General features: G+C 74.6%; 9 protein-coding genes. 2 read left to right on the top strand and 7 right to left on the bottom strand.

What is annotated here, in order from left to right; translation table 11 throughout:
- The first annotated feature begins 173 nt into the window (after positions 1 to 173).
- Together VM95_RS02910 and VM95_RS02905 are read left to right on the top strand one after the other, a co-directional pair.
- Positions 174 to 740 carry a hypothetical protein gene (locus VM95_RS02910; RefSeq protein ID WP_045692369.1) on the top strand — a complete coding sequence of 189 codons (567 nt, stop codon included), beginning with the start codon at positions 174 to 176 and terminating at the stop codon, positions 738 to 740.
- 53 nt (positions 741 to 793) lie between these two features.
- A complete protein-coding gene (locus tag VM95_RS02905; protein ID WP_045692368.1) occupies positions 794 to 1,234 on the top strand; it encodes a hypothetical protein in 441 nt (146 codons plus the stop codon).
- Positions 1,235 to 1,243: 9 nt separating this feature from the next.
- On the opposite strand, the gene VM95_RS02900 is transcribed toward VM95_RS02905, so the two are convergent.
- From VM95_RS02900 to VM95_RS02870, 7 genes are all read right to left on the bottom strand, one after another.
- A complete protein-coding gene (locus VM95_RS02900; RefSeq protein WP_244178594.1) occupies positions 1,244 to 2,008 on the bottom strand; it encodes an AAC(3) family N-acetyltransferase in 765 nt (254 codons plus the stop codon).
- 96 nt (positions 2,009 to 2,104) lie between these two features.
- Positions 2,105 to 4,510: an FxsB family cyclophane-forming radical SAM/SPASM peptide maturase gene (locus VM95_RS02895; protein WP_045692366.1), complete on the bottom strand. Its 2,406-nt coding sequence runs from the start codon at positions 4,508 to 4,510 to the stop codon at positions 2,105 to 2,107.
- Positions 4,511 to 4,582: 72 nt separating this feature from the next.
- The gene (fxsA, locus tag VM95_RS02890) at positions 4,583 to 4,768 is read right to left on the bottom strand and encodes an FxSxx-COOH cyclophane-containing RiPP peptide (RefSeq protein ID WP_045692365.1); all 186 of its coding nucleotides are present in this window, start codon (positions 4,766 to 4,768) and stop codon (positions 4,583 to 4,585) included.
- 300 nt (positions 4,769 to 5,068) lie between these two features.
- Entirely contained in the window at positions 5,069 to 6,160 is a 1,092-nt protein-coding gene (locus tag VM95_RS38475) for an aKG-HExxH-type peptide beta-hydroxylase (RefSeq protein WP_107072832.1), read from the bottom strand.
- Between the two features lie 218 nt (positions 6,161 to 6,378).
- Positions 6,379 to 7,557 carry an FxsB family cyclophane-forming radical SAM/SPASM peptide maturase gene (locus tag VM95_RS02880; RefSeq protein ID WP_052707103.1) on the bottom strand — a complete coding sequence of 393 codons (1,179 nt, stop codon included), beginning with the start codon at positions 7,555 to 7,557 and terminating at the stop codon, positions 6,379 to 6,381.
- 54 nt (positions 7,558 to 7,611) lie between these two features.
- On the bottom strand, positions 7,612 to 11,625 hold the full coding sequence (gene fxsT / locus VM95_RS02875; RefSeq protein WP_045692363.1) for an FxSxx-COOH system tetratricopeptide repeat protein: 4,014 nt from the start codon (positions 11,623 to 11,625) through the stop codon (positions 7,612 to 7,614).
- On the bottom strand, positions 11,615 to 13,078 hold the full coding sequence (locus tag VM95_RS02870; RefSeq protein WP_052706520.1) for a TIR-like protein FxsC: 1,464 nt from the start codon (positions 13,076 to 13,078) through the stop codon (positions 11,615 to 11,617). The genes fxsT and VM95_RS02870 overlap by 11 nt, the downstream gene beginning before the upstream one ends.
- Positions 13,079 to 13,126: the final 48 nt, after the last annotated feature.

Raw genomic sequence — 13,126 nt, 5'->3', positions numbered from 1 at the left:
TCCGCCTCCGCCTCCATCGTCACCCCCACCGCCACGGAAAATCGGGCGATCGGGCGATCGGGCGATCGGGCGATCGGGCGATCGACGCCGATTCGGCCAACCGTCCGCACACATCGCGTCAGCATGCGACCCGCCCATTCCCCGTGCCGACTTGACCGCTGCACGCTGAGGCCATGAATGCGATTCACGGCACCACGAAATCGGCCCGGACGCGTCGGCTTTCCGTCGTCGCACTCGGCGTCCTGGCGACCGCGATCGGCCTGGCCGCTCCCGCCGACGCGGCGGGCGACTACGGCTCCAAGATTTTCTCCATCAACGACCCGTACTTCGAGGCGACCGACTCGAACGGCACCTTCACCGCCCAGGTCTCGTACGGCAACGGCAACCCGGTCGCGCTCTCCTTCCGGCTCAGCGCCTACCTGGTGGGCATCTCGACGTCCCCGATGACGTGTACGTCCTGGCAGTTCAGGAACGGCGCGTTCACCGGCACCAGCGACAACCACGCGAACATCCCGACGAGCTACTTCTGGCACTGGACGTTCCCCACGAACTACCTCGGCGACAACATGCAGGCCAGCGGGAACTGCAGGTTCAGGGTGAACGTCAACGGGAATTCCGGAACCGCGAACGTCAACTTCCGGTTCGACTACGTCGTGGGCGACGGCGGCCTCCCGCCCTTCGCCCCCACCAAGCCCGGCGGTGAAAAGAATCCCTTCACCGCCGCCGTCACGATCGACTGACGATCGACCGAAAACAGGCGGGCGGAATTCCGCCGCGCTGATAGCGTGGCGGAATGACGATCCTCAGCACCTGGAGCCCGGTCGGCACGCCGGCCGGCGGCGTGCCGGCCGGGCTCGCGGACGCCTGCCTGCGGGTCGGCCGGGACCTGCTGGGAACGATCCCGGAGCGGCTTCCCGCCGGGTTCCGCTGGATGCTCGCGGAGGAGGGCCCGGACGGCCTGCCGGCGGGGCCGGCCCTGGGGTGGTGGGCGGGGGAGCCGCTGTTCTGGCGGGGCGTGGACGTGACGCTCCCCGACGCCCGGCTCGCCCTCTTCGTGGCGGACCTCGTCCAGGACCACCTCACCGGCTACGCGTTCGTCCAGTGGCCCGAATGCCCCGGCCACACCCACCCGTTGGAACCGGTGGCGGACGCCGGGGAGGCCTGGTGGCGCTGCCCCGCCTCGCACCGGAAGCTCAGCCCGATCGGCCTGCTCGCCGGACCGGCACCGGCGTAGCGCGGAGGGTCAGGCGGCCAGCAGGCGGGTGGCGAGGTCGACGGCCTCGCGGACGGGGACGAGGCGGGCGGTGGTGCCGCCCAGGGGCGCCGTGGTGACGCCGGGGAGGTCGGCGAGGACGCGGGCGCCGAGGTCGGCGAAGTGCAGGTCGTCCAGGTCGGGGGCCCGGAAGGTGGTCCAGCCGTCCGCCGTCACGCAGCGGTACTCGCGGCGGACGACGCCGGGTTGGCGCAGGTCCGCGAGGTGGAAGGCGGTGAAGTTGGCCATCTGGACGCCGAGCATCAGCACCCGCGCGTCCAGCTCGTAGAGCCGCCCGAGCGGCGAGTCGGGGCCGAGGTGGGAGGTGAGCGGGTGCCGGGCGGTGATCTCCTCGGCCCGGAGCCCGATGGCCGCCCAGGAGGTCTGCGGGTGACTGCTGCGCACCGCGCCGGGCCGGGTGCGGACCGCCTCCGACAGCGCCCCCATCGTCGGCGAGCACGGGGTGGCGGCCGGGTCGAAGCGGGGCATCCGGGCCTCGTACGCGGCGCGCTCCGCCGCCGACAGGCCCGCGACGGCGGCCTGGTGGACGCGCGAGGTCGAGGAGTTCTCGGGCGTCGCGGTGTACGCCACCAAGGTCCCTTCCTCGCCCAGGACTTCGAGCAGGGCGTCGACGACCGCCGCCGCCCCGCCCGCCACCGGCCCGAGGGCCCGCAGCGAGGCCTGGACGTGCAGCACCATGCCGGGGCGGACGCCCAGCTCGGTGAAGGCGGCGGCGAGCGCGGCAGCGGAGATCACGGCACATCCCCCTCGAATCGAACTTCTCGAACTTCGAGAACTTCTCGGCTTCTCGGACTTCTCACACTCTCAGGCCTCTCAGGCTTCTCAGGCCCCTCAGGCCTCGACCGGCTGGAGCCGGACCCTGATCCGCTCGGCGTCCCGCTCCGCCGCGGCGGGCAGCGGTACGGCGAGCCACGGTGTCAGGCTCTCCCGCATCCCGTCCGCGAAACGCGCCCCGAGCGCCGTCAGCGCGCCCGACCCGGCCAGCCGCTCGACCGCCTCCGCCGTGTACCGCCGCCAGAGCGCGAACTGCGCCCGGGCCCGCTCGGCGGCGTCCCCCGGCAGCCCGTCGTACGCGGCGGTCCGGGTGCCCCAGTACTCGGTCACCGCCAGGTGCGCGTACGTGCCCTGCAGCAGGCCCTCCAGCGGCCGCGGGTCGGGCCGCCACGGCGCGAAGTACAGCCGGTCGTCGGCGCGGTCGTACAGGTCGTACAGGTCCAGCACCGCGCCCAGCTTCACGTGCTGGAACTCGTGCGCGAGCAGCAGCGCCAGCGTCGGGGCCGTCGACGGCCGGGCGATCGCGACCGCCCCGTACGCCTGCCGCGCCGCCGAGCTGACGTCCCGCCCGGCCGGCCCGGGCCGCAGCGGGGTGATCGTGGTCAGGCCCGCCCGCAGGCCTTCCGCGTAGCCCGGCAGGTCCCGCCCGAGCAGCTCCCAGGCCTCGCGCAACGCGCCCGTCCAGTCGAGCAGTTCACCCGCCGGGAGCCGCCCGGCGACCGCGTGGTCGTGGCTGTCGCGCAGCGGGTCGACGTCCTCCAGCGCGACGGTCCACCCCCCGGCCAGCCGGACCCGCCGCAGCGGCTCGTCCAGCTCCCCGCGCTCCGAACCGTCCGCGGCCCGCACCCGGAACCCGTCCGCCAGCCCGGTGACGACGGCCTCCCCGTCCGGCACCGCGACCCGCCCGAGCGTCGGCAGGTGCAACCACCCGCCGCGCACCGGCACCGCCACCTGCACCGCCTCCCCCAGCCCGGCCCGCCCGGCCCGCACCGCCGCCGCCGCCGCGAGCGCGGCCAGCGGCCCGAGCCCCACCGACAGGTCCCCGGCGAGCCGCCGCGCCGCCCAGGCCCGCGCGTACGGGTGGGCGAGCACGGCGTCGACGGCGGCGGGAGCCTCGGCGTCGAGCGCCGCGAGCAGCGCCCACGCCTCCCCACGCCCGCGCCCGGACGCGTCCCACGCGGCGGCCAGCATCGCCCGGGTCAGGGCGAGCTGGGCGCGCGACAGCGCCCGCACGGTGTCGCCGTCCCCGTACCCGCGGGCGAGTTGGTCCAGGTGCGCCGGGTCGAGCGGGGACGGTCGCACCGGCTCCCCGCCCTGCGCCGGGACGGGCACGGAACTTCCTTGTCCCGCAATGCCGTTGATGAGCTTCATGAGGTCCCCGCAGTAGACGGAGGGATGGTCGAAGCCGCCGCTTCCATGGTGGCTGCGGTAGCGGTGGGCGTACAGCCCGCCGCCGCAGGAACGCACCACCGGGCAGCTGCGGCAGGTGTCACTGAGCCCGGCGAGGCCCGATTGACGGGCGGCGATACCGGGGTGCCGGGCGAGGTCGTCGAGGCTGTGCCGGAAGACGTCCATACCGGTGGCGGGCGCCCCGTCGTAGGCGGTCTTCAGGCTGTCGGCCTGCTCGAAACTGCCGTCCGTCTCGATCACGGCGAGGTCGGAGGGCTCGAGCCCGAGCGATTCGGTGAGGCTGGAGAGCCCGCGCCGGGTGCGGTGCACGGATTCGAAGGTCCGGACGGCGAACGGCCGCCGGTCCGCCTCCCACAGCTCGTGGACGGTGAGCAGCCAGTCCGCGTACGGGGTGGTGCCCCGGCCGGAGGGGCGTTTCGGCGGATCGTCCCAGGTGGCGTGCGGCAGCAGGAAGTCGACGGCGGGGGGCTGGAGTTCGGCGAGCGCGCGGTACACGGCGACCGGGTCGTTCTCGACGTCGATCGTGCACAGCAGCCCGGCGTACAGGTGCTGGTACGACGGCTCGCGCAGCAACGCCACGGCCCGCAGGACCTGCGGGTGGCTGCTGCGCCCGTCCGCGAAGCGCCGGTGGCGGTCGTTCGCGGCCCGGTCGCCGTCCAGGGAGATGCCGACCCGGACGCCCAGTTCCGCGAAGAGCTCGCAGAACGAGCGGCTGAGCAGCACGCCGTTGGTGTGGATGCGCAGGTCGAGGGCGCAGCCGGGCGGGAGCGCCGCCCGGAGCGCCTCGGCGGCGCGGCGGAGCCGGTCCGGGCCGGCGAGCAGGGGTTCTCCCCCGTGCAGGACGACCCGGACGGCGGTCAGCCGGTGCGCGGCCGCGTGTTCGCCGATCCGCTCGGCGGTCTTGGCCAGGATCTCGTCCCCCGTCGCCCTGGGGCGGGTGCGCCAACTGCTGTCCGCGTGCTCGTAGACGTAGCAGTGGTCGCAGGCGAGATCGCACCGGCTGTGCATCTTGAGCACGAATTGCGTCAGTGGCACCGGAATTCGTGTCGGCATGGGCCTGGTGATGGTCTGCGGCGTTCTCGTGTGGTCGGCTCGGCCTGGGTCCGGTCGGTGTGAGCGGCCGGGTCAGATCGAGGAGTTGAAGGCGGCGACCGGCACGCGGCCGGAGTCGGCGCCGGGGAGCGCGCGCTGCAGCCGGGTGGCGAGTTCCTCGGCGCCGAGGGCGGCGAGATCGGCGAGGGAGGTGCGCTCCGGCGTCTCCTGAGTGTCAGTGAGGTTGCCGGCCGGCCTGGTGCTGGTTACCGGAGTCATATTCGTTTCCTTAGGCGCGGTTAGGACCTGCCGAGGGCGGGTAGGCCACCCGGTTGCGACTTAATGTAGTGCCCGTGCGGACTCCGCGCGGCACCTTGTGTCCTCAAGTTCGTCCGCCCGGCCGGTCGGCGCAGTACGGCGGCGCCCGGCGCCCCGAGAATTCACCCGTTCAGCGGTCGCGCACTTCGCTTCGGCGCGCGCCGAAGCGCGTTGTTCGGAGCTGGCGTTCGAACCATCCCCGGTCGCCCGGACCGGCACACCCGGAATCCGGACCTCACCGGAGCCGGGGTGCCCCGGCGCTCACCGTGTCGCCGCCGATCCGTCCAGCGCGTGGACGGCGCGCACCAGCTCCTCGGTGAACTCCCTTCCGTGCGCGGTGAGTTCACCGGACTCCAGCAGGGTCCGGCCGGCCGCCAGGGTGTGCGTGCGCCAGCAGGTGAACTCCCGTTCCGCACGGGCCGGTTCGCTCGTCCCGGCGGCCAGTTCGGCGGCCCAGAAGTCCGCGACCCCCAGGTGTGCGTACGTCCCCTGCAGCAGGGCGCCGACCGGGCGCAGGTCGGGCCGCCACGGGGCGTGGTAGACAGCGGCGCCGTTCGGGCGGTGCAGCGGCACCAGGTCCAGCAGGGCGCCGAGTTGAACGTGCAGGAACTCGTGCACCAGGGCCAGCGCCAGCAGCACCGGCTCCCCCGGCAGCGAGGCCGCCACCGCGCCGTACGCCCGCCGGGCGGCGGCGCTGACCGCCTCGCCGCCGGGCGCCGGGCGCAGTGGCACGATCACGCCGACGCAGGCCGCGACCGCCGCCGCGTGCCGCCGGTGGCGCCGCACCAGGATCCGCCAGGCCTGCTCCAACTCGTCGGCCCACTGATCGAGTTCGGCATCGGACAGCGGACCGGCCGGCGGCCGGCCGTAGTCCACCCGGTGCGTCCCGGCGTGCTCGACGGTCGGCGCCCAGCGCAGCCCGTCGCACTCCAGCTCCAGTCGCAGCGCGGACGAGGGCGCGGCCCGCAGGAGCTCGCCCAGCCCGTCCAGCGGGACGGCCTCACCGGCCGCGAGGCCGCGCAGGCAGTCCGCCGCCCAGGCGTCCAACTCCGGCCGCAGCAGGGCCTCCTCCCAACGCGGCCGGTCGTCCCGCTGCAGCGCGCACACCCGGGCGTAGGCCGTGCGGTAGTCCCGGTCGCCCGGTGCGGCCCGGCGCAGCGCCAGCAGCAGCAGCGCCCGCTTGCTCAACTGCCCGGCGCGCAGCAGCCGGACGGCCTCCGGACCGCCGCGGGCGGCGGCGATCGCCCGGAACGTCGCCCGGTCCACCCCGTGCCGCGGCAGCCCGTCCGCCGCCCGCGCACCCGGCACCCCGGCCGCCTCCGCCGCCGCCACCGTCTCGCTTCCACCAGCCACCGGTCGTCCTCCTCCTGCTCCGGCCCGCTCCGGCCAACCCGCCGCGCCCGCCCGCAGTTTCCCCGCCCGGCCGCGGATCAGCCGATCCGGTGCCGCACATGACCCGAACGGGCGAGCGGCCCCCTCGGGCACCCCGACCACGGCCTCGGGCGCCGCGCATCCTACCGAGCGGCGCACCTGCCGTGACGGTCCATCAGCGCCCAGTCCCGGCGGCCGCGCTAGACCCGCGCCCGCGCCACCTTCGCCACTCCCGCCCGCAGCCGTCCGGCGATGTGCCGGATCAGCCGGTCGAGGTCCGCGCAGTACACGGACGGGTGCCCGAACCCCCCACCGGCCCCACCGCCCGCGTACCGGTGCGCGTACAGCCCGCCGCCGCACACCCGGACCAGCGGGCAGTCGCCGCACACCGGCGCGAGCCCGGCGAGCCCGTGCTGCCGGGCCCGGAACGCCGGGTGCGCGGCCGCCGCGTCGAAGTCGTGCCGCCAGACGTCGAGCCCCGTCCCGGCCGCCCCCTCGTAGGCGACCTTCAGGCTGTCCACCTGCTCGATCGTGCCGTCCGCCTCGACCACGACCAGGTCGACGGGCGCGAGCCCGACCGCCTCGCTGGCGGCCCGCCCGCCGAGCAGCAGCACGGACAGCTCCTCGAACAGCCGCACCCCGGTCTCCCGGCGCGGCGCGTCGTACCAGCGGTCGAAGGCGGCGATCAGCCACTCCCCGTACGGCGCCGGCTCCTCCCCGGACGGCGGGGCGCCGGGCACCGTCCGCCGGTGGACGCCGGGTGGCGGGGCGGCCCAGGTGGCGTGCGGCAGCAGCAGGTCGATCCGGGGCGGGGCGAAGTCCACCAGCGCCTGGTAGGTGGCCACCGGGTCGGCGGCGAGGTCGACGACGCACAGCAGCCCGGCGAACAGGTCCCGGTGCGGGGCGGAGCCGAGCAGCCGTACGGCCTCGGCCGTCCGGGCCCAGCTGCCGGCGCCGGAGGGCAGCAGCCGGTGCCGGTCGTGGTCGGCGCGGGTGCCGTCGATCGACACGCCCACGGCGACGCGGTGCCGGTGCAGCACGTCGAGCAGCGCCGGTTCGTCGAGCAGCCGCAGCCCGTTGGTCTGCAGGCTGAACCGCACTCGCGGCCCGGCTCCGGCCAACTCCCGCAGCAGCGCGTCGAGATGGGCGGCGCCGACGAGCAGCGGCTCACCGCCGTGCAGGACCACGGTCACCTCGTCGAGCCCGTGCGCGGCGGCGTGCTCGGCGATCCGGCGGGCGGTGCGGCTGACGGTCGGCAGCTCCATCCGGCGCGGCCGCCGCCGCCAGCTCTGGTCGGCACCCTGGTACACGTAGCAGTAGTCGCAGGCCAGGTTGCACCGACTGTGGATCTTCAGCAGGAACTGCCGGAACGGCACCATGCGCGCGAGCCTAGTGCCGGCCGGGAGCCCCTGCTGACCATCCGTCATCACGCGTCACACGTGCGGCGGCTCCACGTCCGAGTCCAGCCTGGTCCCGGCCTTCACGGCCTTCGTGGTCGGGTGGTCGTCGCCGAGCGTCACCTGGGCCCGCCGGATGCAGTCGTTGCGCAGCTTGGCGGCCCGCTCGGTCTGCCCGACCGCGGCGAGCGAGAGCGCCAGGTTGGAGTTGATGCCGATGGAGTCGTAGTGGTCCCGGCCGAGCGCCTCGACCATCAGCGGCGCGGCCTCCAGTTCGAGGGCGAGCGCGGCCTCCGTCTCCCCGCTCAGGGCGAGGTCGTTGGCGTGGTTCATCATCGCGATCGGGATGTACAGGTGGTGCTCACCGAGGACGCGGCGGAACTGCGCCAGGGTGCGGCCGGACAGCTCCCGGGCCTCGTCGACCCGCCCGACCAGCCGCAGGTAGACGGAGAGGTTGTTGGCGCCGGCCAGGGTCACCGGGTGGTCCTCGCCGAGGTAGTCGCGGTAGCGGGCGAGGGCGCGTTCGGCGAGCGGGATGGCCCGCGCGGTCTCGCCGAGCGCGTTGAAGTCGCTGGCCAGGTTGGTCGCGGCGGCCAGGGTGTCCGGGTGCTCCGGGCCGTTGATGTCCAGGTAGCGCTGGTAGATGTCCTGGTCGATCTCCACGGCCTCGTGGTAGCGGCCGTCCCGGCGCAGGGCGACGGCGAGGTTCTTGCGGGCGCGCAGGGTGTCGGTGTGGTTGTCGCCGATGGTCTGCTGGTACGTCCGGACGGTCTCCTCCAGCAGGTCCAGGGCCTCCCGCAGCCGCCCGGTCTCGCGCAGGTCGCGGGCGTAGTTGGAGGCGGAGGACAGCGCGTAGAGGCTGTGCGCGCCGAGTGCGTCGCGCTGCTGGAGGTAGTTGCTGCGGTGGCGTTCCAGCGCGGCCCGCCGGTCGCCGGCCAGGTAGTCGGACACCGCGAGGTTGTTGGTGATCATCAGGGTGCGCGGGTGGTCCGGGCCGAGGGTGCGCCGGGCGGCTTCCAGGGTCCGGCGGTCGAGCGCGCGGGCCTCGTCGTAGCGGCCGAGGAAGCGCAGGTCGGCGCCGAGGCTGTTGGCGACGGCGAGGGTGTGCGAGTGCTCGGGGCCGAGGGTGGCGGTGAAGCGCTCCAGGATGTCCCGGTCCATCTCGTACGCCTCCTGGAGGGCGCCCTGGGAGCGGCGGATGTTGCTGAGCTGGGTGCGCAGCATCAGGGTCTGGGCGTCGTCGTCGACGTTGAAGTCCGGCCCGCCGTAGCCGTCCTGGCGCCAGTGCCGCAGGGTGCGCTCGGCGAGTTCCCGGCCGGCCTCGTGCAGGCTGCGCTTCCACTGGTAACGGACCGAGTCGATGATCCACTGCCGGACGTCCTCGTCGGCGCTGTCGACGGCCCCGGACGGCCACAGGTGGGGCAGCAGTTCGGCGTACTCGGCCCAGTCGGCGGGCACGTCCGGGTCGCCGGGGTTGGCGGCGGCCAGCGCGGCGTGCACGACCTCGCGCAGTTCGGCCTGCCGCTCCTCGCCGACCTGGTCGCGCAGCACGGCCTGGACGAGCCGGTGGACGGTGATGGTCTCGCTGCCCTGGTCGGTGCGGGCGAGCCCGAACCGGCTGATGGCGCGCAGCAGCTCGCCGATCGCGAGCTTGTCGCGCGGGGCGCGCGGGGCCAGCCGCAGGGCGCGGACGACGGCCCGGCTGTAGAGCAGCCGCATCGGGATGGCGTCCGGCCCGAGGAAGGCGCAGATCTCCAGGATCTGGGCGGCCGGCTCGTTCATCCGGCGCAGTTCCTGGACCGAGATGCGCAGCGTCGCGGCGGCGGAGTGCGGGTAGTCGGCGGCGTGCAGCGCGGTGCGTTCGAGCATCTCGGTGAGCGCGCGGTCGAGTTCGCCGAGGTAGTCGGCGATCCGCATCGGCGTCTCCTGGAGCCAGACGGCGGCCTGGCCGACGGCCAGCGGCAGGTCGCCGAGCCGGGCGGCGATCTGCTCGGCGTCGTCCTGGCTGAGGCCGGTGTTGAAGCGGCGCAGCAGCCGCACGCTCTCCTCGCGCAGGAAGACGTCCACCTCGACCAGGCCCGCGTGCTTGGACCAGCCCTGGTTGCGGGAGGTGATCAGCACGTGGCCGCCGGCCGCGCCGGAGGGCAGCCAGGGGGCCAGTTCCTCGGGGGTGCTGGCGTTGTCGAAGACCAGCAGCCAGCGGCCGTGCGGCTGGCCGCGGCGCAGCGCGTCGAGCACCGCGGCGGCGGTGTGCGCGACGTCGTCGCTGCCCGGCACGCCGAGCTTGGGGGCGAGCTTGGCGAGTTCGGCGGGGATGTTCGCCGGGTCCTCGGCGGGCACCCACCAGACCACGTCGTAGGCGGCCTTGAAGCGGTGCGCGTACTCGCCGGCGATCTCCGACTTGCCGGCGCCGCCGAGGCCGTACAGCACCTGGCTGCGGACGGCGGCGGGCCCGCCGGTGAAGCGGTTGCGGAGCAGTTCGAGCAGTTTGCCGCGGCCGATGAAGGAGGCGTTGCGCGAGCGCACCTCCAGCACCTGCGGGGCGGTGCCGGGGAAGCGCGCCGGGGCGGCGAACTCGCCGCTGTCGCCGTCCGACTGCCGGCTGGTGCCGGGCGCCTGGCCGAACTCGTGGTAGAGCTGCGCCTCGGCGTGCACGGCGGAGGAGCGCACCAGGTCGGGCACGACGTGCCCGGCGAACGGCCGGGGCGTCGGCTCGTCCGAGTCCTGCAGCCGCAGGGCGACCAACATCGGTGCGCCGGAGGGCAGTTCGCCCCCCTGGAGGAGTTGCCAGACCTCGGCGGCACGGGGCAGCGCGGTGTACTCGGACGAGAGCAGGGCGAGCACCCGGCCCTGCCCGTCGAGCGGCCCGGCGACCTCCGGCGGCCGGGCGCCGGTGTACGGGTCGGCGGCGTTGTGCAGCGAGGTCTGGTAGCCGAACCGGGTGAGCGTGGCGGCCGCCCATTCGGCCCACATCCGGTTCTCCGGCGCGTAGCTGACGAACACCTGCCGGGGGACGGCGCGGGCGGAGCGCAGGTACGCGGCGTAGAGCCGGCGGCGGGTCTCGGCGCCGAGCGGGCGCAGCGTGCGCACCCGCCCGTCGGTGATCCACCCGGCCAGCCGTTCGAAGGCGTTGAGCAGGCTGCGGGCCTCCTGCGGCCGGTCGGCGACGGTGGCGGGCACCTCCTCGTAGGCGTAGAACGGCTTGTACGGCACCTCGACGTCGGCCCAGTAGCCGGCCCGGCGGTCACCGGGCAGCCAGCGGCCAAGGTAGGGGGCGAAGGCCTCGCGGGCGAAGTCGCGGCCGGCCTCCAGCCGTTCCTGCTCGGCGTCCTCGACCCGCATCGGCACCGGCAGGACGCGGATCGCCCGCTCCTCGGCCTCGGCGATGGCGCGGGCGGCGTCGACGCCGCCGCGGATGTTCTGGGCGCTGAAGGTGAAGCAGTCGACGACGGTGTCGGGCATCAGCACGGTGCAGATGCCGGAGGTGTCGCTGACCCCGGTGCGGCTGTCGATCAGCACGAAGTCGTAGTTCCGGGCCCAGCGTTCGCGCAGCTCGCGCAGGAACTCGCCGCCCCGGATGTCCCGGCCGTGGTAGAAGCTGCGCCAGTTGAAGCTGGTGACGGCGGCGCCGTAGGCACCGTTCTGGCGGCCCGCGGGCAGGAAGTCGAGCCGGCCGCCGGGCGGCAGGTCGAGGGCGAGGCCGCAGATGTAGCCGTCCAGCCGGCCGGGCGCGTCGAGCCACTCGGCGGGGCCGAGGCCGGTGGGGCCGGCGGCGGTGGGCAGCGCCTGTTTGACGTAGGAGCGCAGCAGGTCGATCAGGCCGTCCGTGGAGTGGAGTTCGGGGTCGACGAGCAGCGGGTGGTAGTAGCGGTGCAGGCCGGGCGCCTCCAGGTCCCAGTCGACCACCAGGACGCGCAGGCCGCGGCTGGCGAGGATCCAGCCCACGTTGGCGAGGGCCATCGTGCGGCCGGTGCCGCCCTTGAAGGAGTAGAACGTGACGACCGAACCCGGTCCGCCGCGCTCGGGCCGTGCGTCGGGCTCAGTGGTCATCGCTCTCGTCTCCGTTCGAGGGGGCGTTGCGGTCCTGGTCGGCCCGGCGCTGCCCGGGGAGGTCGTACGGCAGGTCCAGGGTGCGTCGGCCGGGAAGGCCGGGAAGGCCGGACAGATCGGATAGACCGGGCAGACCGGGCGGGGCGGGGGCGGGTCTGGGCGGGATGGCCAGGCCGGGCATCTGCGGGCCGTCGCCGGGGCCTACGCCGAAGACGGCGCCGCCTTCGCCCCAGTCGAAGTTGTCGTCCATCAGCTTGTTCTGGGCGACCGTCACCACGATGTCGAGGTCGCGGTCGAAGCTGTCCCGCCCGACCTTGACCCGGAACAGTGGGTCGGGGTCGAAGCGGCGCAGCCAGTTGCGGCGGAACACCCCGCGCACGCCGGTCCACAGCGCCTCGCGGGTCGGCCCGTCCGCCGGGTCCTGGTCGCCGCTGGGCAGCAGCACTCCGGTGACCGGGTGGTTCTGGTCGTCGTACTCGCGCAGGGCGGCCCGGTAGCGCTCGCTGCCGGCCACCCACGGGTCGACCAGCAGGACGCTGACCTGGCTGTCCTCGCGGGCCTGGTCCAGCTTCTCGCCGAGGCCGGCGTCGATCTCCTCCAGTGTGGTGGTGTGCCCGGCGGCGGTGATCACCTGCTGGGCGCGCGCCGCCAGCGAGGGCCGGGTCGGCGGGTGGTAGGGCGCCCAGTCCCAGGGCTTGGCGCCGTAGTGGGCGCCGCCCGCGGCGGCGGCCTCGGCGGCCCGGCCGGCGGCGATGAACAGCCGCACCATGCCGGGGCTGGAGGACGGCTCCGGCGTCGACACGGTCGGCGGCTGGGGCGGCGGGAAGTAGCCGCGCACCGCGCCGAGGTCGAACTCCTGCAGGTCGGCGAGCCGGCGGTCGGCGGCGACCTTCACCCGCCCGGCGACCACCCGGACGATCTTCCGGTAGGCCTCGCCGCCGGGGTCGGTGCGCAGCAGCGCGCGCAGCCCGTACCGGGCGTAGGCCTCGCCCATGTCCGGCTGGGCCCACTGGATCTTGGTGACCTCCTCGTGCAGCTCGCCCGGGGCGACGGGCTCCCAGAGCACCGGGATCAGGGCCGCGACGTGTTCGCCGTGCTGCTCGTGGTGGCGCCGGACGCGTCCGCGGAACGCCGTCCACTCCTTGCCGCAGTAGTCGCTGGCGAAGTAGGCGGGCGAGTAGAGCGCGACCAGGGCGCGGCAGCGGCCGAGCATCCGGGCGAGCTGCTGGGCCCAGTCGTCGCCGACCCGCAGCCGTTCGGTGTCCCGGTAGGCGAGTTCGTCGGCACGCGCGCCCGGCTGCATCCGGCCGAGTTCGTCGCGCAGGTCGTTGAAGAACTGGTCGACGAAGGCGTCCTCCGCCACGTAGTCCCGACGCGCGTAGCTGAAGAAGAAGTACGGCCGCTGGTCCGGCTGGTCCCCCGCGTCCTGCGCTTGCCGCTGATCCCGCTCCATCACCCGTTTCCCCCCGAACCCGACATGCCGCGACGGCGCTGGTCTCAT

Source organism: Streptomyces rubellomurinus, assembly GCF_000961885.1.
Classification (GTDB): domain Bacteria; phylum Actinomycetota; class Actinomycetes; order Streptomycetales; family Streptomycetaceae; genus Kitasatospora; species Kitasatospora rubellomurina.
The sequence above is the reverse complement of the archived record's forward strand: the minus strand, read 5'-3'. Positions and strand labels throughout refer to the sequence as shown.

Bases quoted from the DNA above. Each gene is read 5' to 3' on its own strand.
- VM95_RS02910 (WP_045692369.1), top strand. From the start codon at position 174: ATGAATGCGATTCACGGCACCACGAAATCGGCCCGGACGCGTCGGCTT.
- VM95_RS02905 (WP_045692368.1), top strand. From the start codon at position 794: ATGACGATCCTCAGCACCTGGAGCCCGGTCGGCACGCCGGCCGGCGGC.
- VM95_RS02895 (WP_045692366.1), bottom strand. From the start codon at position 4,510: ATGCCGACACGAATTCCGGTGCCACTGACGCAATTCGTGCTCAAGATG.
- fxsA (WP_045692365.1), bottom strand. From the start codon at position 4,768: ATGACTCCGGTAACCAGCACCAGGCCGGCCGGCAACCTCACTGACACT.
- VM95_RS02880 (WP_052707103.1), bottom strand. From the start codon at position 7,557: ATGGTGCCGTTCCGGCAGTTCCTGCTGAAGATCCACAGTCGGTGCAAC.
- fxsT (WP_045692363.1), bottom strand. From the start codon at position 11,625: ATGACCACTGAGCCCGACGCACGGCCCGAGCGCGGCGGACCGGGTTCG.
- VM95_RS02870 (WP_052706520.1), bottom strand. From the start codon at position 13,078: ATGGAGCGGGATCAGCGGCAAGCGCAGGACGCGGGGGACCAGCCGGAC.